The 21,071-nt window shown below is 69.8% G+C and carries 12 protein-coding genes; 3 read left to right on the top strand and 9 right to left on the bottom strand.

Annotation, left to right across the window (positions count from 1 at the left end; all coding sequences use genetic code 11):
• Positions 1 to 3: 3 nt before the first annotated feature.
• The 6 genes from NBRGI_RS10190 to NBRGI_RS10165 all read right to left on the bottom strand — a co-directional run bounded on the left by NBRGI_RS10190 (position 4) and on the right by NBRGI_RS10165 (position 12,929).
• On the bottom strand, positions 4 to 780 hold the full coding sequence (locus tag NBRGI_RS10190; RefSeq protein WP_029894851.1) for a thioesterase II family protein: 777 nt from the start codon (positions 778 to 780) through the stop codon (positions 4 to 6).
• A gap of 11 nt (positions 781 to 791) precedes the next feature.
• The gene (locus tag NBRGI_RS10185) at positions 792 to 1,979 is read right to left on the bottom strand and encodes an acyl-CoA dehydrogenase family protein (protein ID WP_029894849.1); all 1,188 of its coding nucleotides are present in this window, start codon (positions 1,977 to 1,979) and stop codon (positions 792 to 794) included.
• 3 nt (positions 1,980 to 1,982) lie between these two features.
• Positions 1,983 to 2,426 (bottom strand): DUF3291 domain-containing protein, encoded by a 444-nt coding sequence (locus tag NBRGI_RS10180; protein WP_029894847.1) that lies wholly within the window; start codon positions 2,424 to 2,426, stop codon positions 1,983 to 1,985.
• Complete coding sequence (locus tag NBRGI_RS45080; RefSeq protein ID WP_051727640.1) at positions 2,423 to 8,839, bottom strand: type I polyketide synthase; 6,417 nt, start codon at positions 8,837 to 8,839, stop codon at positions 2,423 to 2,425. The genes NBRGI_RS10180 and NBRGI_RS45080 overlap by 4 nt, the downstream gene beginning before the upstream one ends.
• The gene (locus tag NBRGI_RS10170) at positions 8,836 to 11,922 is read right to left on the bottom strand and encodes a type I polyketide synthase (RefSeq protein ID WP_029894843.1); all 3,087 of its coding nucleotides are present in this window, start codon (positions 11,920 to 11,922) and stop codon (positions 8,836 to 8,838) included. The genes NBRGI_RS45080 and NBRGI_RS10170 overlap by 4 nt, the downstream gene beginning before the upstream one ends.
• 71 nt (positions 11,923 to 11,993) lie before the next feature.
• Complete coding sequence (locus NBRGI_RS10165) at positions 11,994 to 12,929, bottom strand: zinc-dependent alcohol dehydrogenase (RefSeq protein WP_235210906.1); 936 nt, start codon at positions 12,927 to 12,929, stop codon at positions 11,994 to 11,996.
• 373 nt (positions 12,930 to 13,302) lie between these two features.
• Between NBRGI_RS10165 and NBRGI_RS10160 the strand changes: the two genes are divergently transcribed.
• On the top strand, positions 13,303 to 14,433 hold the full coding sequence (locus NBRGI_RS10160; RefSeq protein WP_200882148.1) for an epoxide hydrolase family protein: 1,131 nt from the start codon (positions 13,303 to 13,305) through the stop codon (positions 14,431 to 14,433).
• A 7-nt stretch (positions 14,434 to 14,440) separates the two neighbouring features.
• Here NBRGI_RS10160 and NBRGI_RS10155 read toward each other — a convergent pair whose 3' ends face one another.
• On the bottom strand, positions 14,441 to 15,838 hold the full coding sequence (locus tag NBRGI_RS10155) for an MFS transporter (RefSeq protein ID WP_051727639.1): 1,398 nt from the start codon (positions 15,836 to 15,838) through the stop codon (positions 14,441 to 14,443).
• A 72-nt stretch (positions 15,839 to 15,910) separates the two neighbouring features.
• On the opposite strand from NBRGI_RS10155, the gene NBRGI_RS10150 reads away from it, so the two are divergent.
• The gene (locus NBRGI_RS10150) at positions 15,911 to 16,909 is read left to right on the top strand and encodes a GlxA family transcriptional regulator (protein ID WP_029894835.1); all 999 of its coding nucleotides are present in this window, start codon (positions 15,911 to 15,913) and stop codon (positions 16,907 to 16,909) included.
• A 25-nt stretch (positions 16,910 to 16,934) separates the two neighbouring features.
• Here the strand turns inward: NBRGI_RS10150 and NBRGI_RS10145 are convergent, their stop codons facing one another.
• Positions 16,935 to 18,275, bottom strand: coding sequence for a glutamate-1-semialdehyde 2,1-aminomutase (locus NBRGI_RS10145; RefSeq protein ID WP_029894833.1), 1,341 nt, complete (start codon positions 18,273 to 18,275; stop codon positions 16,935 to 16,937).
• A 5-nt stretch (positions 18,276 to 18,280) separates the two neighbouring features.
• Complete coding sequence (locus NBRGI_RS10140) at positions 18,281 to 19,768, bottom strand: cytochrome P450 (RefSeq protein ID WP_051727638.1); 1,488 nt, start codon at positions 19,766 to 19,768, stop codon at positions 18,281 to 18,283.
• A 232-nt stretch (positions 19,769 to 20,000) separates the two neighbouring features.
• Between NBRGI_RS10140 and NBRGI_RS10135 the strand changes: the two genes are divergently transcribed.
• The coding region (locus NBRGI_RS10135; RefSeq protein ID WP_029894829.1) for a glutamine synthetase family protein at positions 20,001 to 21,071 on the top strand (1,071 nt) is incomplete at its 3' end.

Below are 21,071 nucleotides of genomic sequence, written 5' to 3'. Positions count from 1 at the left end.
AGACTAGAGCGGCGGGTCGGTTTCCATGAGTTCGAGCAGGCGCTCGCGCACCGGGGTCGGGCGGGCGAAGAGGTAATCGTGGCCGCCCGGCCAGGTTTCGACCGTGCAGCTGCGAGTGGTGAGTTTCGACCAGGCCGTGAGCGCGCCCGCGGACATGAGGTCGTGGTCGCCGAGCCATGCGGTGATGGGGCAGTCCAGCACCGGTTCGGTGGGGACGGGCAATTCCGCGGACAACGCCAGATCCGCATACCAGCGGCGGGTCAAACCCTCCCGGAATTCCGCGGGGAGCGCGTGCCAATCGGTCACTTCCAGACCGCTGAGCGCGGCCAGCTGGGCGAGGTCGATGTCATCGATCCGGCCGTTCGGGAACACCCGGGAGAAGCGGCTCTCGCTGGGGTCCGGCCGATACGAGCTGACGATCAGCCGTCGCACCTCGCGGTGCGGGGCCAGCCAGGTCGCGATATGCGTACCGATCAAGCTGCCCATGCTGTGGCCCAGCACGTGATACGGCACCTCCGGCAGCGCGGCCAAGGCGTGTGTGAACTGCTCGCGAACGTCCTCGAGCGTCCACTCGGGCGATTCCTCGTAGCGGTCTTCGCGCCCCGGCGGCTGCACCAGCAGCAGATCGATATGCGGTGGCAGCCATTGTGTCCAAGTCCAATACGCGCCGGCGGCGCCACCTGCGGGCGGCACGCACACGAGGCAGGCGGTGCCCGGCTGCGCATCGGACACGACATGCTGCAGCCAGGGTGACGGATGCTGCACTGTTCGCTGACCCATTACCGGTTACCTCAGATCCTGCGATTGGCCGGCAGCACGAACCGCCGGAAGACGAGTTCACGAAGCACGTCGTCGCCGGCTTCGACGATGGTCACCGCTCTGATATCGCGCAGGTACTTGGCGATGGGCAGTTCGGTGGTATAGCCGAGGCCGCCGAACATCTCCGAGCCGACCGTGGCCACCTGCCAGCCGGTCTGGCCGCAGAACATCTTGGCGGTCAGGGCCGACCGCAGCGCACCGCGCTGGAGGAATTCCGCGGCCGGGTCCGCGGTCGCCATGATGGCGTCGTATTCGGTTGCCGCGGCCAGGCATTGGTTGCGCATGACATCGATCTGCATTTCCATCTGCCCGAGTTTGCTCGCGAACACCGCGTTCTCGATGAGGGTGCGGCCGCCCAGCGGTTTGGTCATCGCGTAATCCAGGCAGATATCGCGGATCCGCCTGGCCACGCCGAGCGCGATGGTCCCGATCAGGATCCGGCTCGAGTTCAAGCCGACCTCGATGATCTTGAGCCCCGGCCCGTTCAACACATTGCCGCTCGGCACGACGCAGTCGGTGAACGACACCTGGTAGGTGCCCGCCGACCGGAGACCGATCATGTCCCAGCGTTTGACCACCTGGGCTCCCGGCGTGTCACGGGGCACGAGCACCGCGTGGTAGGTCGCGCCCTTCTTGTCCCCGGCCGACCTGGCGAACACGACGAGGTAATCGGCGAAGCCGGAATTGGTGGAGAACATCTTCTCGCCGTTGAGCACCACGTCGTCGCCGCGCCTGGTGAGCGTAGTGGCGAGATTGATCAGTTCGCTGCCCGCCGCCTGCTCGCTGCCCAGCGCGGCCGAGTAGCCGCCCTCGCGGGTCATCGCCGTGAGGAAGCGCTCTTTGAGTTCCGGTGACGCGTACAGCGAAACCATCGAGCTGCTGAGGATGGAGATCAGCAGGGTGAAGGCCGAGCCCGCGTCAGCGTAGGCGAGCTCGGAGACGAGGTCGATGCTGTCGGCGAGGCCGAGGCCGGCGCCACCGTATTCGGTGGGCAGCCACCAGTTCAACAGTCCCATCTTGTGCAGGGGTTCGTACAGCGCGAGAGGCGGTTCCGCGCCGGAATCGAATTCGGCGTCGTGGCCGAGCAAGGTGGTCCGCGCGAACTCGCGGACGGCCTGCAACGCTTGCGCCGGTGACGGCGGCCGGTCGTCAGGATGCACCGATCAGTCCTTTCCGGATACTGGCGGGGGAAACGCGCGACGGAACGTAAAGGCCTCCTGCGTAGGGCCTTTCGCGTTGAGCAGGTCCAGCCTGGCCATGCTTTCGCCGACGTCGGGCAGGCTGCCGACGGGCACCCACCACAGCACCGACGGAGCACCGCGTGGCGGCTTGAACCATTTCCGGCGGATGCGCAGGGAACCGGCATGCTCGCCTCGATAGGTGAACTCCCGCAACGTCGCCATGTCCTCCCACACCGAAATATTCAGCATGTAGGGGTCTTCGGGGAGATCGAACAGCGACTCGAGCCGGAAAACGAAACCCGGTGCGGCGCGGGCCATCGCGTCGATCTTCAACGCGAGCTCGTGGAAGTCGGCGAGCGTCTCGGACTTCAGCGAGTCGACGGCGTAGAGGATGTTCGCCTGCGCTAGGTGGTATTCACCACTCATCGTGTCGAGGCCTCCTGTGCGGCGGGCAGGTGGCCCGTCTCGATGAAATAGTCGATGGTCGCGGCGAGTGTCGCGGCGCTCGCGGGCGGACCGGATACGCCGATCGCGGTGAGCGCCGCCCGGGTCGCGGTGGACTCGAATGACCGGCCGTGGACGGGCTGTTCGAAGGCGATCTCCGAGAAGGCTTGCAGCACCGGATGGGCGGCATTGTCGGGATCGGCGCCGATCATGTCCGCCCACAGTCCTGCGGGGAGTTCGGCCAGCGGGTAGCCACGGGCGGCGAGCGCGGCGATGATCGATGCGAACGGCACCGGCTCCGGGTTGGACAGGTGGAAGGTCGCACCGGTCGCTCCGCCGTCGCAGGCCAGGGCGGCAACGGCTTTCGCCGCGTAGTCGACGGGGATGATGTCGCCGGCCAGTTCGGTCGTGGGCGCGACGCCCGCCTGGACGCAACCTTGTACGACGCGCCAGAGCAGATCTGTCGGCGGCAGCCGGTAAATCGAGACGGGCAGTCCACGTTCGCGTGCGCGGACGGCCATTTCCTCCGCGATCAACCCGGCCTGCGCGTGCTCGCTCGTCAGCGCGTCCGATGGGCCGATCGGCGCGTCCTCGGTGCGCGCGGACCCGGCGGCGTCCTGCGGTCCGAAGACGGCGAACGTGGACAGCTGATGCACCGGGACCGTCCGGTGGCGGGCGGCCAGGCGCAGGACGGCTGCCATCCCGTCCGCCGGTGCGGCTCCTTCCACGACTGCGGCACAATGGAATACGCCGTCCACGGTGCGGGCCAGCACGTCGAACTCCGCCTCGGTCAGGCCGAGATGGGCGTCGTCGAGCGTGCCGGGCACCACGATCAGGCGTTCGGCTGTCGCGTCGTCCCACAGCCGGTAGCCGCGCATCGCGTCCCGCAGCTGTGTCACGCCCTGCGGCGCGTTCGGCGACTCGACCAGGCAGTGCACGGTCGCCGAGGTCCGGTCGAGCAGCTCACGGACCAGGAAGCTGCCGGCGAATCCGGTTGCGCCCGTGACGAAGAGGTGCGCGGCGGTGGCCAGTGCGACCGGACCGGAAGTTGCGGCGGGCACGATATCGTCGGGCAGCCGCACCTGATCCGGTGCGGGTTCTCGAGCCGCGGTGGACTCGTCGTCGCCGGTCAGGATCGTGGCGATCCGCGCGGCGAGGCCGGTCGGTGTCGGCGTCTGGAAGACGGCGTTCGCGGACAGGTGCCCGGTGAGTCCGAGCTGATGCACCAGCCGATTTCGTAGTTCGAGCGAGGCGAGCGAATCGAAACCCAGCGACATCAGCGGCAGATCGGCGGCGACCTCGTCGGCCGAGGCCAGATTGGCGACCTCGGCGGCGTGCCGGGTGACGATCCGAACCAGTTCGTCTCGGCGTTGTGCCGCGGGCAAGCCGATCAGATGAGCACGCAACCGTTCGCGTTCGCGGGCCGTGTCATCCACCTTGGGTGCGCTCGTGGCCGGGCGGACCCGGGGCGCGGCCCGGACCATATCCCGCAGCATCGCCGGAATGAGCTGTACGTCAGCGGATCTGGTCAACTGAATCCGGCAGGGAATGGCGAGCGGCCGGTCCGCGGCGCGAGCCGCGTCGAAGAGCGCGCAGCCGTCCGCGGCGTCGAGGGGGAGCAGTCCCCACCGGCTCAGGCGGGCGTGGTCTACTTCCGACAGACCCTCGGTCATGCCCGCGTCGCTCGCCCACGGTCCCCACGCCAGCGAGATGCCCGGCAGTCCGTGCGCGCGGCGGTGCTGCACGAGCGCGTCCAGGAAGGCGTTGCCCGCCGCGTAATTGGCCTGTCCCGGCGTGCCGAGCACACCCGCCACCGAGGAGTAGGTCAGGAAGCCGGACAACTCGAGCTTCTCGGTGAGCAGATGCAGGTTCATCGCGCCGTCCACCTTGGCGCGCAGGACGCGCTCGAGCTGGGCATCGGTGAGCGTCTCGACGGTGCCGTCGTCGAGCACCCCGGCCGCGTGGATCACCGCGCCGAGCGGCCGATCGTCGGGCAGCGAGCGCAACAGGGCCGCAGCGGCCGCGTAGTCGGCGATATCGCACGCCGCCACCCGCACCTCGGCGCCGAGTGCGGTCAGTTCGGCGACGAGTTCGGCTGCGCCGGGCGATGTTTCGCCGCGTCGGCTGACCAGGAGCAGGTGCCGGACGTGCTGTGCGGTCGCGAGGTGGCGCGCGAGCAGCCCGCCGAGTCCGCCGGTGCCGCCGGTGATCAGCACCGTCTGGTCCGGATCCGCCAGTGGAGGCGCGGTGGCCTCGGTGCGCAACGGGCCGATCCGCGGCGTGCTGAGATGTCCGTCGCGAATCGCGATCTGTTCCTCTGCGGTGCGCAGCGCCGACGGCAGTGCCCGCACCGAGGTGGGTTCGTCATCGAGATCCACCAGGACGAACCGGCCAGGGTACTCGGCCTGCGCGGTCCGGATCAGTCCCCAGACCGCGGCGCTCGCGAGATCGGTGACGTCCTCGTCGGGAGTGGTTCCGACGGCACGATGGGTGATCACCGCGAGCCGTGCCGCCGGGTCGCCGGTGGCCGCGAGCCATGCCCGGATATCGGACAGCACCCGCCGCACGACGTCGAGCGCCGCGCGGGCCACGTCGTCGGGGGTGGTGGCGGGGGCGACGTCGAGCAGCACCGGACCCGAGCCGCCCGCGGCGGTGGCATCGGCGCAGCGACCGAATTCGATTCCCGCATCGGCGAGTTGGTGGCCCAGCGCGTCGCCGAGCACCCACAGCTCGGTGCCGGTTCCGGTATCGGCGGGTGCGGCCAGCGAGGTCCAGCGGACTGTGGACAGTGCCTGGGTCGCACCCTGTAGCAGAGACCCGGCGGGCCGGAAGCTCAGCGTCGCGATCTGGCCGACGGCCTCGCCCGCGTCGTCGGCGAGGTCGACGCGGAATTCGGTGTCGCCCAAGGCAGTGACGCGGGCCCGGACCGCTGCCGCACCGAGCGTGTACAAGCCGACCCCCGTCCAGGTGAACGGCAGGACCGCCGCATGTGTGAGCGTGTTCCGGTCGGCCATGGCGGCGAGACAGCCGTGCAGCACGGCGTCGGTCAAGGCGGGGTGCAGACCGTATTGCTCGGCGTCCGAGGTCATTTCGTCCGGCAGGCGAGATTCGAGGAAGTACTCGTCGCCGCGCCGCCACAATCGGTTCAGGCCGCGGAAGGCGGGACCGTACGTCATACCAGCCTGTGCCGCACGGTCGTAGACGGCGTCCACGTTCATCGGTGCGGCGCCGGTGGGCGGCCACTCGGCGAATCCGTCGGCCGGTGGCTCCCAGGTGGGGGACACCGTGCCGTGCGCATGCCGGGTCCACGCGCCGAGGCCGCCGCGCCGGGAGTACAGGCTGACCCGCCGTCCGCCCGTGTCGTCCACCGCGCCGACGGTGAGCTGGATCTGGACCGGGTCGTCGCCGGGCAGCAGCAGCGGAGCCTCGAGCACCAGTTCGTCCACCCATTCGGCGCCCACCTGTTCGCCTGCCCGCAACGCGAGTTCGACCATCGCGGTACCCGGCAGGATCACCTCGCCGCCGACGGTGTGGTCCGCCAGCCAGGGCTGGCTGTCCAGCGAGAGGCTCGCGGTGAACAGGTGCCCCTCGGTGTCGGCGAGTTGCACGCCCGCACCGATCAGCGGGTGAGCCGGCCGTTCGAGCCCGGCCGCGGCGAGGTCGGCGGGTCCGGTGTGCGGCGCTTCGGTGAGCCAATAGCGCCGGCGCTGGAAGGCATAGGTGGGCAAGGGGATTCGGCGCGGTCGAGTCGGTGCGAAATAGGCGTCCCAGTCGACGGGCACGCCGTACGCGTGCGCCTGTGCGAGGGCGGTGGTCATGCGATCGAGCCCACCGTCGTCGCGGCGCAGGGTGGCGACCACGGCCGCCTCGGCCCGGGTCGCCTCGATGGTGCCTTCGATACCGAAGGCGAGCACCGGGTGCGGGCTGATCTCGACGAAGACGTGATGTCCGGCGGTCAGCAGCTGACGGGTGGCGGTCTCGAATTCGACCGGCCTGCGCAGATTCTGCCACCAGTAGTTCGCGTCGAGTGCGGTGTGCTCGATCGGCGCGCCGGTCACCGTGGAGATCATCGGCACCGATCCGGTGCGCGGCCGCACCCGGGCGAGCGCGTCGAGCAGCTCGGCCTCGATCGGGTCCACGTGACTGCTGTGCGAGGCGTAGTCCGCGTTGATGGTCCGGGTGTGCACGCCCGCGGCCGCGCACTCGGCTTGTAGCTCCGCGATCGCGTCCGGCTCACCACACACCACCGTCGACTCGGGCCCGTTCGCCGCGGCGACGGATAGTCGAGTGCCGAACCGCGCCATGCGTTCCCGTGCCGCGTCCGCGCCCAGGCCGAGCGAAAGCATCGCGCCGGTTCCCGACAGCGGCAGGACCGCTCGGCTGCGTCGCGTCACGATGAGCGCACCGTCGTCCAGTGACAATGCGCCCGCTACGCAGGCCGCGGCGATCTCGCCCTGGGAATGCCCCACTACCGCAGCGGGTTCGACGCCGTAGGTCTGCCACACCCGGGCCAGTGCGACCATCACGGCCCAGAGCACCGGCTGCACGACATCGACCCGATCGAGACTCGGTGCGCCAGCGGCATTGTCGAGAACATCGTGCAACGACCACGGGACGTACCGAGCCAGCGCGTCACCGCATTCGGCCAAGCGCTGTGCGAACACCGGCGACGACTTCAGCAGCGCCGCGGCCATTTCCGGCCACTGTCCGCCCTGTCCGGGAAACACGAACACCGGACGCGGGTCCGGCCAGGCGGTCCCGCGCACTACTTGCGGCGCGGCTTCGTCGCGCGAGAGCGCCGTGAGCCCCGCCAGCAGCTCGGCACGGTCGGCGCCGATCACCACGGCTCGGTGGTCGAACCGAGCGCGGGTGAGCGCCAAGGAGAATCCGATGTCCTCGGGGCGTTCGGCCGACGCGACGGTCAGCAGGGCCGCAGCCTGCTCGGGCAATGCTGCGGCGCTTCGGGCGGTGACCACCCACGGCGTCACCTCGGCCGGTGGGCCACTCGGCACGGTGTCGGCTGTCGCCACCGGAGCTTCCTCGAGGATCACGTGCGCGTTCGTGCCGCTGATGCCGAACGAGGACACTCCGCACCGCCGTACCCGCTCGCCGCGCGGCCACGGCACCGCCTCGGCCAGTGGTCGCACGCCTGCCTCCGCCCAGTCCACATGCCGCGACGGCGTCGTGAAATGCACCAGCGCGGGCAATGTTTCGTGCCGCATCGCCAGCACCATCTTGATCACCCCGGCCACGCCGGCGGCCGCCTGCGGATGACCGATGTTCGATTTCACGCTGCCGACCCACAGCGGCCGCTGCGCCGGACGGCCCGCGCCATAGGCCGCGATGAGCGCGCCGGCTTCGATCGGGTCGCCGAGCGAGGTCCCCGTCCCGTGCGCCTCCACCGCGTCCACGTCGGCAGGCGAGAGATCACAGGCGTGCAGCGCGTCGCGGATCACCCGTTGCTGCGACGGTCCGTTCGGCGCGGTGAGGCCGTTGCTCGCGCCGTCGGAGTTGATCGCCGAGCCGCGCAGCACCGCGAGTATCTCGTGCCCGTTCGCGCGGGCGTCGGACAGTCGCTCCAGCACGAGCATGCCGACGCCTTCGCCCCATCCGGCCCCGTCGGCGTTGTCGGAGAACGGTTTCGAGCGACCGTCGCGTGCCAGCCCGCCCTGCCGGGACATCTCGGTGATCACCCGCGGCCGGCACATCACCGTCGCGCCGCCCGCCAGCGCGAGCGAGCATTCGCCACGACGCAGCGAAGCGGCGGCTGCGTGCAGCGCGACCAGCGACGACGAGCATGCCGTGTCGATGGTGACCGCGGGGCCCTGCAAACCCAGCGTGTAGGCGATCCGGCCGGATGCGACGCTGCCGAGTTCGCCGGTGAGCAGATATCCTTCCGCCTCGTTCGGCGGCGCCTGCAGCGGCAGGCTGTAGTCCTGGTAGATCACGCCGGCGAAAACGCCGGTGCGACTGCCGGCCAATGCGGTCGGATCGATGGCGGCGCGTTCGAGGGATTCCCAAGCGCATTCGAGCAATAGTCGCTGCTGCGGATTGATCGCGGCGGCCTCGCGCGGCGTGATCCCGAAGAACCCGGCGTCGAAAAGCGCCGCGTCTTGCAGGAATCCGCCTTCGCGCACGTAGGTGGTGCCGGGGTGATCCGGATCGGGGTGGTAGAGGGCATCGGTGTCCCAACCGCGGTCGGTCGGGAACGGCGCGATCGCGTCACCGTCGGCGGCCAGCAGATCCCAGAGATCCTCCGGCGAGCGTACGCCGCCGGGAAAGCGACACGCCATGCCGATGATCGCGATCGGCTCGCTGATCCGCGCTTTCAGCCGCTCGTTCTCCTTCAGCGACTCGCGCAGCGCCTCGACCAGTTCGTCAACCGATGTGTTCACCGTGCCTCCTTACCGAGCGCCAGCCGCACCAGCTCGGCGCCGTCCATATCGTCGAATTCGCGCGAACCGCGGGCGGTGGGCGCCTGGGCGGCGGCACGGGCTGGGTCGTCGCTGGGGTCCTCGCCGAGTCCGGCGAGGTGGTCGGCGAGCGCACGCGGCGAGGGGTAGTCGTAGATGAGGGTGGTCGGCAGGCGCAGCCCCAGCGTGGCGTTCAGCCGGTTGCGCAACTCCACGCTGGTCATGGACTCGAAGCCGAGCGCCTTGAACGACAGGTCGGCGCGCACCTCGGCCGCGGTGTCCAGGCCGAGCACCGCGGCGATCTCGCGCGCCACCAGCTCCCGGATATCGCGCGGGGTGGTGGACGGCGCGGGCGGTTCCGGATCGGTGATCGCCACCGGCACTGCCTCGGCGGCCAGCACTCCAGGTGCGTCGAGCCAGTAGCGCTGGCGTTGGAAGGCATAGGTGGGCAAGGTGATTCGGCGCGGTCGAGCCGGCGCGAAATATGTGCGCCAGTCGACGGCGACGCCGTGGGCCTCGGCTCGAGCCAGGGACATCGTCATCCGGTCCAGGCCGCCGTCGTCGCGGCGCAGCGTGGCGATCACCGCGGCGTCGGCCCCGGCGGCCTCGATGGTGCCCTCGAGGCCGAAGGCGAGGACCGGGTGCGGGCTGATCTCGATGAAGACGTGGTGTCCGGCCGCGAGCAGACTGCGGGTGGCGGCCTCGAACTGAACCGGCCTGCGCAGGTTTTGCCACCAGTACTCGGCATCGAGCGCTTCGTGCCGGATCGGCGCGCCGCTTACCGTCGAGTACATCGGCACCGTTGCTGCGCGCGGCCGCACCGGTGCGAGTGTTTCGCGCAGTTCGCGCTCGACGGGGTCGACGTGGCTGCTGTGCGAGGCGTAGTCCGCGTTGATCGGACGGGCGCGGATATCGTCGCTTTCGCATTCGGCCTGCAATTGCGCGATCGCCGCGGGCTCGCCGCACACCGCCACCGATTCCGGACCGTTGATCGCGGCGATGTCGAGCCGAGTTCCCCACCGTGCCATTCGCTTTCGCGCCGCCTCGACCCCGAGTCCGAGTGAGAGCATCGCGCCGGTCCCGGACAGCGCCAGCACCACCTGACTGCGGCGCGCGACCACCCTGGCCCCGTCGTCGAGGCTGAGCGCACCCGCGACGCAGGCGGCGGCGATCTCGCCCTGCGAATGTCCCACCACCGCAGCGGGTTCGACGCCGTAGCCCTGCCACACCCGGGCCAGGGCGACCATCACCGCCCATAGCACCGGCTGTACGACGTCGACGCGGTCGAGGCTCGGCGCGCCCGCGACCCCGTCGAGAACATCCGACAGTGACCAAGGCAGATAGGGCCGCAGCGCCGCGGCGCAGTCGGCCAGGTGCTCCGCGAACTCCGGCGACGATTTCGCCAGTGCGGTCGCCATTCCCGGCCACTGTCCGCCCTGCCCCGGAAAGACGAAGACCGGTCGCGGATCCGACCATGCCGTGCCCCGCACCACGTGCGGCGCCGGAGTGCCGCGTACCACCGCTTCGAGGCCCGACACCAGCTCCGCCCGGTCGGTACCGACGATCACTGCCCGATGATCGAAGCGAGACCGCGTGACGGCCAGCGAATACCCGATGTCGGCCGGCCGCTCGATTTCGGCGGTCGCCAGCAACCGCGCCGCCTGCGCACGCAGGGCTGCCTCGCTGCGGGCCGAGATCACCCACCCCAGCACGTCCGCCGGTGCGGGCGCGGCGGGGTCGGTCGTCTCGAATTCCGGTGCCTCCTCGACGATCACGTGCGCGTTGGTGCCGGCCACGCCGAAGGAGGACACCCCGCAACGGCGCGGGCGGTCACCGCGCGGCCACGGCTCGGTCTCGGCGAGCGGCAGCACCGCGGCCGCCGCCCAGTCCACCTCCGGCGACGGCGTGCCGAAATGCACCAGGCCGGGCAGCGTTTCGTGCTGCAGTGCCAGGACCGACTTGATCAGCCCGGCCACGCCCGCGGCGGCTTGGGCATGGCCGATATTGGATTTCACACTCCCGACCCGCAACGGCCGGTCCCGTGCCCGATCGACACCGTAGGTCGCGACCAAGGCGGTGGCCTCGGCCCGGTCACCGGCTCTGGTGCCGGAGCCGTGCGCCTCGACGGCATCCACCTCGGCAGCCGTCAGTCCGGCGTCGGCCAGCGCCCGGATGATCAACTGTTGCTGGGCTGTGGCGCTCGGCGCGGTCAGACCAGCGCTCGCGCCGTCGGAATTGACCGCGGTGCCGCGGATCACCGCCAGCACCCGGTGCCCGTTCGCCTGCGCGTCCGACAGTCGGGCCAGCATGATCATGCCCGCGCCTTCGGACCAGACCGTGCCGTCCGCGTCGGCGGCGAACGGTTTCGCCCGGCCATCTGGGGCGAGCCCCTGCTGCCTGGTGAATTCGGTGAAGAACCCCGGCGTCGGCATGACGGAGACGCCGCCCGCCAGTGCGCGGTCACACTCGCGGGCGCGAAGCGCTTGTACTGCAAGGTGAATGGCGACCAGCGAACCGGACGAGGCGGTATCGATGGTGATCGCGGGACCGGTGACGCCGAGCGTGTAGGCGATCCGGCCGCTGAGCGCGGCGGCTATGGTCCCGGTCAGCATCAGCCCGGCGGCGCCCTCCGGCGCCAGATGCAGCGGCGGTCCGTACGCGGTGGACAGCTGTGCCGCGTACACGCCGGTAGCGGTGTCGCGCAGCGAGCGCGGGTCGAGCATGGCGTGTTCGCAAGCCTCCCAAGCGACTTCGAGCAGGAGCCGCTGTTCGGGGTGCATCGCGGTCGCCTCGCGGGGGGAGACGCCGAAGAATGCCGCGTCGAATGCGGCGGCGTCGAGGAAGCCGCCGCGATGCACCGCACTGGCCCCGGCGCGGGCGGGATCGGCGCGGAGGCGGTCGAGATCCCAGCCGCGGTCGGCCGGGAAATCGGTGACGGCCGTCGCACCGGCGGACAGCAGATCCCAGAATGCTTGCGGAGAACTCGAATTGCCGGGATACCGGCAGGCCATACCGAGGATGGCGATCGGTTCCGCTGCCGTTTCGGGTGTCGTGAACGCGGACATATTCCCCCTCGCCAAAGGCGGCCGCGGCGGCCGCCGAGTAGATCGGTGTCGAATTCGTCGAATCGGTGCCGTTACGGCGTGATGATGACTTTCAGTCCGGTGCGGCGCTGCGCGTCGGCGAACGCGGCGGGCGCCTCGGTGAGCGGGACCCGCGACGACACGAGCGGGTCGAGTGCGATGACGCCGCGCGCCGCCAGATCGATCGCGCGCGGGTGAGTTTCGTTGCTGCGCCGCACCATTGCGATCGTCAGCTCTTTGCCGCGGGCCAGCGAGGCCCGGAACGTCGTGGTGTCCGAGCCGGGGATGCCGCCGAGCACCACCCGCCCGCCCGGTCGCGCGGCCGCCATGGCGATGTGCACCGCGTCGTCGTTTCCGGCCATTTCGAAGGCGACATCGACGCCGTGCGCGGCGAAGTCGGGCGGGTCCGCGGCCGGGTAGGGATCGAGGATTTCGTCGGCGCCCCACTTCGCGGCGGCGTCTCGACGGTGCGGCAACGGCTCGACCGCGAGCACGCGGGATACCCCGGCGGCGCGCAGCACCTGGATCAGCAGCAGTCCGACCGGCCCGCAGCCCACGACCGCCGCGGTGCCGCCGAACGGTACCCGGCCCAGATCCAGCGCCCACAGGGCGACCGCCAGCGGCTCGAGTAGCGCGCCTGCTGCATCGGATACGTTGTCCGGCAACGGATGTAAGCGATGCGACGGCCACGGCAGGGTCTCGCGGAGCATCCCGTCGGTCACGCCGTGGCCGGCGAATCGCACGTCGTAGCAAAGATTTCGATACCCGTCCCGGCAGGCGCGGCAGGTCTCGCACGGGACCGCCGGGTCGATCGCGACCCGTTCGCCGCGCCGCGGTCCGGTGGCGATCTCACCCGCGCCCTCGTGGCCGGGTATCAACGGCTGCCCGAGTTGCGCGTCGCCGATCGCGCCGTCTTCGTACCAGTGCAGATCCGATCCGCATATTCCGACCGCGGTGACCCGTACCAGGGTCTCGCCCGCAGCTGCCACCGGCGGTGGTTCGTTCCCTACCCGCAGGTCCGCGATTCCATGAAGTCTCGCTGTCCGCATTTTCCCGACTATAGGGGGGCATTCCGCACGGTGTCCACGCTCCGGGCGAAATGGCGGAACGGTGAATGGAGGGTGAAAACCGCAGGTAGACAACATAAGTCGAGGGACTTTCGGTTTGCCTGAAGTCGGATTTGTCGCTTCTGTTCGGAAAGAATGTGTCACCTCCGATTGAGCGTCAGGACAATTCGGACATTCCTGACGCGGGTTGCTCGAATTGGACTCGCAAAGGGTAAGTGCATCAAGTATTTTGAGCCTCGGACAAGGCGAGCCATAACCGAAAGGCGGTGGGCCCATGCCCGGACAGTCCGCGGCCATCGTGCCGTTCGAAGTCGAGATCCCGGAATCTATGGTGACGGATGCGCGGGAGCGCCTGCGCCGCACCAGGTGGCCCGAGCCCGAGACCGTCACCGATTGGTCCCAGGGCACCCCTGCGGCCTATCTGCGCGGGCTGTGCCGGTACTGGCTGGACGAGTACGACTGGCGCGCCGCCCAGCGGCGGCTGAATCGTTTTCCGCAGTTCATCACCGAGATCGACGGACTGTCAGTGCATTTCGTGCACGTCAGGTCGCCGCACCCCGACGCGATCCCGCTGCTGATCACGCACGGCTGGCCCGGCTCGGTCACCGAATTCCACAAGGTCGTCGCACCGCTGTCCGATCCGGTCGCGTTCGGCGGCAACGCATCCGACGCGTTCCATGTCGTGTGCCCGTCGCTACCGGGGTTCGGTTTCAGCGGTAAGCCGCAGCGGCCCGGCTGGGGCGCCGAACGGATCGCCGACGCCTGGGACCAGCTGATGCACCGGCTCGGTTACGCTCGCTACGGCGCCCAGGGCGGCGACTGGGGTGCGCGAATCACCATGGCGCTGGGCAGACAGCATCCGCGGCAGGTGATCGGCATCCACCTGAACATGGTGCCGTTCCGTGCGCCGGTGGGTGCCGAGGACCTCACCGAGGCGGACCGTCGCGCGGTGGCCGCGCTCGCCGGACATCGCGCCCAGGGCTCGGCCTACGCTGCCATCCAGGCGACTCGGCCGCAGAGCATCGGCTACGGCCTGACGGATTCGCCTGCGGCGCTGGCCGGTTGGATCATCGACAAATTCGAAGCCTGGAGCGATTGCGCCGGTGATCCCGGCACCGTCTTCACCGAGGACGAACTGCTCGACAACCTCTTGATGTATTGGCTGCCCGCCACCGGCGCGTCGGCCGCACGGCTCTACTGGGAAAGCTTCGCCACCGCGACCGGCGACGACAGCCGCATCACGGTGCCCGCCGGGTGTTCGGTCTTCCCCGCCGACATCTACCGGCCGACGCGCCGACTGGCCGAGCCGCAGTTCGCCGATCTGCGGCACTGGAACGAGCTCGACCGGGGCGGGCATTTCGCCGCCCTCGAGCAGCCCGCCCTCTTCGTCGACGAGGTCAGGGCCACGTTCCGCGGGCTGCGCTGAGGCGCGTTCACCGAACTGGTTCGCGCACCGTGGAATTGTCGCGAAAGCGCAGGCCGACGACGGCGGCGGCCAGTGCGGCGGCGGCCATCGCCAGCCAGGCGATGCGGAAGTCGCGCAACGCTTGCTGACCGAGGAGCACGGTGAGGATCGCGACGCCGAGTGCGGAGGAGAGCTGCCGCGACATCATGAGCACCGCGCTGGCCAGCGAGGTCTGCTCCGAGGGCAGGGTGGCCGCCGACCCGAACAGCGCGGGCTGCAACAGCGCGGTGCTGATACCGGCGAGAATGGCGCCGGGCAGGAATACCGCGAGATACTGCGGCCGGTCCGTCGCGGTGAGCGCCCACCAGCCGCAGCCGGCCGCGAGCGCGACGCCGCCGAGCATGGTCGCGATCCGCGCGCCGACCAGGGCCACGATCCGGCCGTACAGCAGCGCCGTCGTCATGGTGCTCAGCGGCATGGGCGCGATGCTGAGCGCCGCGGTCACGACGGAATATTGCCAGCGACCGGTAAGGAACAGCGTGGCCGCCAGGATCATCGCGGCGAAAGCCAGGTAGTAGAGGAACAACCCGCCGACCGCGACCGTGAACAGCCGGTGCCGGAAGAGCGCGAAACTGACCACCGGGTCGGGCGCCCGGCGCAGATGGCGCACGGTCAGCGCCGCGAGCAGCACGGTCGCCAGCGCAAAGCCGAGAATCGCCTTGGAGGCGTAGCCCCACGCCGGGGCCTGTACGAAGACGGTCGTCAACCCGGCCGCGGTGAGCAACACCAGCGTGGCGCCGAGTAGATCCAGGCGTTTGCGGGCGCCGCGCGCCGAGGCGGGCAGCACCCGGCGCCCGGCCAGCACCGCGACCACGACGACCGGAATGTTGATCAGGAAGATCCACCGCCAGCCGGCGGCCAGCAGCAGACCGCCCGCCACCGGGCCGCTGCCCGCGCCGGCCGCGGCGACGGCGGTCCAGATGCCCATTACTTTGGCGTGTTCGCGCGGTGGGAATGCGGGCAGGGCCAGGCCGAGCGAGGTCGGGATCAGGATCGCGCCGGCGACGGCCTGCACCACCCGCGCCGCCACCAGTACGCCGAGCGTCGGGGCGAGGGCGCAGCCCAGCGACGCCACCCCGAACAGCGTCATACCCACCAGGAATGCGGCCTTGCGGCCGATGTCGTCGGCCATCCGCCCCGCGGGCACCAGCATGGCCGCGAGCACGATGGTGTACGCGTTGAGCACCCACGAGACCTGAGCCAGGGTGCTGCCGTGGAACGTCTGCTCCAGTGCGGGGAACGCGACATTGACCGCGAACAGGTCGAGGATGGCGAGGAATTGGGTGGCCGAGGCGACCGCCAGAATCCGCCACCGCCGGCTGTCGACCGGCAGGACGGCAGGGTTGTCCGGGATGTGGGCTGTCACGTCACGTCACCGTACAGAGCCGTCGGGGCGGCCACGAGTGCCGTGCTTGCCATCATTCGATAGCTTTGTGACATGCCCAGTGTCCCAGGCACTCTCGCGGTGCTGCTGCTCCCGCAGCAGGCCGCCATCGAGGTCGCGCTCGCGTGTCAGGCCTTCGGAACGCCCCCGCACGACCACGCGGGCGACTGGTACGACCTGCGGTTGTGCGGCGTCGACGGCGCCGGTGCGCATGTCGGCCTGCGAGCCTGGTTCGGTCACGCGGGGCCCGCCGGCTCGTTCGGCATGTGCGCCACCCACGGGCTCGACGATCTGGTGACCGCGGATACGGTGCTCGTGCCCGGAACCGGTGACGTGCACACGGATCCGCCCGCGGCGGCGCTGGCGGCGATCCGGGCTGCGCGGGCGCGCGGGGCCAGGATGGTCTCGCTGTGCTCCGGCGCGTTCGTGCTGGCCGCCGCGGGGGTGCTCGACGGCAGAACGGCCACCAGCCACTGGGCGCACGCAGCCCTGCTGGCGAGCCGCTTCCCGGCCGTGCGGGTGGACCCGAACATTCTCTACACCCACGAATCCGACGTGCTCACCAGTGCCGGGCTCATGGCCGGGATCGACCTGTGCCTGCACGTCATTCGCGCGGATCTGGGCACCCGCGCGGCCAACGCGGTGGCGCGCCGGATGATCGTCCCGCCGCATCGCGCGGGCGGTCAGGCGCAGTATCTGGAATCACCCGTGCCCGCACCGCGCGGTGGCTCCGGCCTCGGCGAGGTGCTGGAGTGGGCGATGGGGCGGCTGGATCAGCCGACCGGTGTGGGCGATCTCGCGGCCGCGGCGGGCGTGTCCGTGCGTACGCTGATCCGCCGGTTCCATGCCGAACTCGGCACCACGCCGAGCCGCTGGCTGCTCGTGCAGCGCCTCGCCCGCGCGCGCGAACTGCTCGAACACACCGGCCTGCCGGTCGATCTCGTCGCCGCGCACAGCGGCCTGGGCACCGCACCCAACCTGCGCGCCCACTTCGCCCGCGAACTCGGTCTGTCGCCGACGAAGTATCGACGCGACTACAACCCCGGCCGGTAGTGCGCTGTTCTGTTGTGCTGGAGCATCATTCGGGACGTGCCGCCGCGGCTGCCCTGGCCGCGTGCGGAAGCGCGTCGAGGATCGTGGTGAGCGCGCGATCGTCGTGCGCGGCCGTGACGAACCAGGCCTCGTAGACACTCGGCGGCAGCGCCACGCCGTGTTCCAGCATGGTGTGGAAGAACGGCGGGAACCGGAAGGTCTCTTGCGCCTGGACGGCCGCGTAGTCGCGGGCCGGGGCGGGGGAGAACAGCACCGAGAACAGGTTGCCCGCCGACTGAATGGTATGCGCGACACCGGCTTCGGTGAGCGCTGCCGCAGTGGCTGCCTGAATCGTGCTGCTGGTCTGGTCCAGCAGATCGTAGGTCTGCTGGTCCGCGAGGCGCAGCGTGGCCAGGCCCGCGGCGACGGCGAGCGGGTTCCCGGACAACGTGCCCGCCTGATACACCGGCCCGTCCGGCGCGAGACACGCCATGACGTCGTGGCGGCCACCGACCGCCGCCAGCGGCATGCCGCCCCCGATCACCTTGCCGAACGCCACCAGGTCGGCGTCGTACTGTGCGGTCGAGCGCGACCTTTCCAGGCCCCAGTAGCCGTCTGGCGCGACCCGGAACCCGGTGAGCACCTCGTCCAGGATCAGCAGCGCGTCGTGCTCGTGTACGACGGCGGCCAGCGCGGCGTTGTATCCGTCGTCGGGCGCGACGACACCCATGTTCGCGGCGGCGGCTTCCACGATGACGGCCGCGATCTGGCCCGGATGCGCCGCGAAAGCGGCGTGGACCGCGGCGATGTCGTTGTACGGCAGCACGATCGTCTGCGCGGCGATCGGCGCGGGCACCCCTGCCGAGGCGGGCAGGCCGAAGGTGGCCACGCCCGATCCCGCGGCGGCCAGCAGACCGTCCGAATGACCGTGATAGTGACCGGCGAACTTGACCACCAACGGTTTTCCGGTGAACCCGCGGGCCAGCCGGATCGCGGTCATCGTCGCCTCGGTGCCGGTGGACACGAGACGGAGTTCGTCGATCAGTCCGCCCTCGGCGCGTGGGCCGCCGAGCCGGGCGACGACGAGTTCGGCCAGCTCGGTCTCGGCCGGCGTGCTGGCGCCGAACGACAATCCGCGCGCCGCCGCGTCCTGCACGGCCGCAACGACTTCCGGATGTGCGTGACCGAGAATGGCGGGCCCCCAAGAAGCCACGAGATCGACGTACTCGCGCCCCTCCACATCGGTGACATACGGCCCCGCCGCACCCACGATGAACCGGGGCGCGCCCCCGACCGACCGAAAAGCGCGCACCGGCGAGTTCACCCCGCCCGGAATAACCTGCCGCGCACGATCGAACTGAATCTCGTTGCTCGTAGAAGCAGCCATACCCCTCAGCCTAGGGGAGCCCCGGCATCGGCGGCCGGAGCTCGGCGGCGCAGGACCATGGGGAGGCCGTCGCGCGGGCGGAGGGTCAAGGTGTGTTCGGGAAGGACGCGGGCGCCGGCGGCGAGGTCGAAGGTGTAGCGCTGGGTGAGCATGGCGAGGATGAGCTTGGCCTGGATGCGGGCGAAGCCCAGACCGATGCACTGGCGGTGGCCCGCGCCGAAGGGGAGATAGGAAAAGCGGGGACGTACAACAGGATTCGCGGTGGTGTCGGCCGCGGGGAAGACGAACTGGCGGTGCTCGGGCAGGAATCGGCGCGGATCGAACCCTTCGGGATTGGGCCAGGAGCGCGGATCGTGGTGCAGGAGATACGGTGCCACGTACACGGTCGCGCCCGCTGGTACGTGGTAGCCGCCGAGCACGTCGTCGGCGACGGCCTGCCGTTCGATCAACCAGGACGGCGGATACAGCCGCATCGCCTCCTCGATGACGGCCGAGGTCCACGGCAGCTGGTCGAGGTCGGCGGGCGTGGGACGGCGGTCGCCGAGCACGGTGTCGACCTCGTCGATCAGGCGCTCGCGCGCCTCGGGATGATTCGACAGCAGCAGCAAGGTCCAGGCCAGCGAGTAGGCCGTGGTGTCGTGGCCGACCAGCAGAAAGGTCTTCAGTTCGTCCCGGACCTGCCGCGGGCTCATCGCCGCCGCCCCCGCCTCGTCTCGTGCGTCGAGCAGCAGACCGAGCAGATCGTGGCGATCGTCGCCGCGACTGTCCTGTCGTTCCCGGATCAACCGGGCGACCACGTCGTCGAGCACGCCGACCGCCGCGTCCAGCTTGCGCCAGCGCGGCGCCTGCAACCGCAACGCCGAATCCGGTGTGACGCCGGGGATGCGCAGCGGCAGCCAGGTCAGCAGCGAGGTCATCGCCTTGCCGACGCAGCGCAGGATCTCGACGAGCGCCTCATGCACCCGGGCCGCGTCGTCGGACAAGTCGCCACCGAACAACGCGGGGCCGGTGACGTCGAGCGTCAACGCGTTCATCGCCACGGAGACGTCGAGCCGGTCGCCGTCGGGTCGGGTCGCCCAGCGGCCCAGCGTGCGTTCCGCGGCGTCGATCATGGACTCGGCGAACCGATCCAGCTGCCTGCGGGCGAACAGCGGCTGCATGATCCGGCGCTGCCTGGTCCAGGACTCGCCCTCGTTGGTCAGCAGTCCGTTGCCCAGCGCCATCGCCGCGACTTTGGCATTGAGGGTCTTGCCGTAGTTGCTCTGCCGCCCGACGAAGACGGCTTCGACGAGTTCGGGGTCGTTCACGAGGAAGAACTGCTGCCCGGACGCGTCGATTCGGACGACGTTGCCGTAACGCTCGACGAGTTCCTGGAATGCCGAGCACGGATCTCGGCGGATTTTGGTCATTACCCGGAACGCGTCCAGGCCCGTCGGTCCGGGTGCGCGGTTCGGCTCGGCCGCGGTATCGATGAGCGGTGGGGCTTCGGTCACGGTCGTCGCTTCCCGTAATGCTTTTGGGGAGATTTGAATCGGTGTTGTTCGTCCAAGATCAGGGGTGTTCGCCCGAATTTCAACCCCCCATCCGGGGCATCCCGGACCGCGAGTTCCTCTGCCAGACTGGCCCGATGGGCGACAACGACTGTCGAAGCCTGCCTTTCGGAACAGGTCGCGCACCCGCATGGGCTGTGCAGTGCGACGGTCCGTGGGGAGTGAGAGGATCCAGATGGAAGCGGTAGAGCAATTCCTGAAAGAGAATTCGATCACGATGGTCGAGCTCGCCACCCCGGATATGACCGGCGCCCTCCGCGGAAAGAGAATCCCGGTCGAATCCTTTCTGTCCAACGGAATGTCGGACGGGGTGGGGCTTTCCTCGGCGGTATTGGCTTGGGATTACCGGATGGAGGTCATCGAGACCGCCGACTACAGCTGGTCGAACGGATATCCCGATATCTTCCTGCGGCCCGACGTGGCGACGTTGCGGCTGGTGCCGTGGAAGCCGAAGACGGCGCTGGTCTTCTGTGACGTGGTGGACGCCGCAGGCGAACTCGCCGCGATCGCACCGCGCGACGTGCTGCGCCGCGTGGTCGCCGATGTCGAAAATACCGGTCTCGCACCGTATATCGCGATGGAGACCGAGTTCTACGCGCTCGACGGCGAGTCGCTGCGCGCGCACGGGGATCGCAATCCGGTCTACAGCCTGCACGACAACCACTACCTGGAGCCGTTTCTCGACGAGATCTGCGCCATGCTGCTGAGCGCCGACGTCGAGGTCGAGGCGTGTGGCGCCGAGTACGCGCCCGGTCAGGTCGAGATCAACCTGACCCCCGCCGATCCCGTCACCGCGGCGGACAGTCTGCTGTTCTTCCGTTATGCCGTCAAGCAACTCGCACCGCGGCACGGATACCGTGCCACGTTCATGGCCAAGCCGTTCGGCGACCTCTCCGGCAGTGGGCTGCACATCCATCAGAGCATGTGGGGGACGGACAAGAACAACGCGTTCTGGGATGCGCGGACCGGCGGTTTGAGCACCGTCGGCGGCAATTATGTTGCGGGACTGCTGAAGTACGCGGCGGAGCTGCAACTCGTCGCGGTGCCGACGCCCAACGGGTACAAGCGCGTGACGGATCATTCGTTCGCACCGACCAACCTGTCCTGGGGCTTGGACAACCGGTGTGCCGCCGTGCGGGTGCTGATCCGGGAGGCCAAGGGCACCCGGGTGGAGACGCGGATCGCCGCCGCCGACGCCAACCCCTATCTACTTGCCGCAGCCCAGCTCGCGGCGGCGCGGCCGGCG

The organism is Nocardia brasiliensis IFM 10847 (assembly GCF_000710915.1).
Classification (GTDB): domain Bacteria; phylum Actinomycetota; class Actinomycetes; order Mycobacteriales; family Mycobacteriaceae; genus Nocardia; species Nocardia brasiliensis_A.
Note: the sequence above shows the minus strand (reverse complement) of the source record. Positions and strands in the feature narration are given on the sequence as shown.

Bases quoted from the DNA above. Each gene is read 5' to 3' on its own strand.
- NBRGI_RS10190 (WP_029894851.1), bottom strand. From the start codon at position 780: ATGGGTCAGCGAACAGTGCAGCATCCGTCACCCTGGCTGCAGCATGTC.
- NBRGI_RS10180 (WP_029894847.1), bottom strand. From the start codon at position 2,426: ATGAGTGGTGAATACCACCTAGCGCAGGCGAACATCCTCTACGCCGTC.
- NBRGI_RS10170 (WP_029894843.1), bottom strand. From the start codon at position 11,922: ATGTCCGCGTTCACGACACCCGAAACGGCAGCGGAACCGATCGCCATC.
- NBRGI_RS10150 (WP_029894835.1), top strand. From the start codon at position 15,911: ATGCCCAGTGTCCCAGGCACTCTCGCGGTGCTGCTGCTCCCGCAGCAG.
- NBRGI_RS10145 (WP_029894833.1), bottom strand. From the start codon at position 18,275: ATGGCTGCTTCTACGAGCAACGAGATTCAGTTCGATCGTGCGCGGCAG.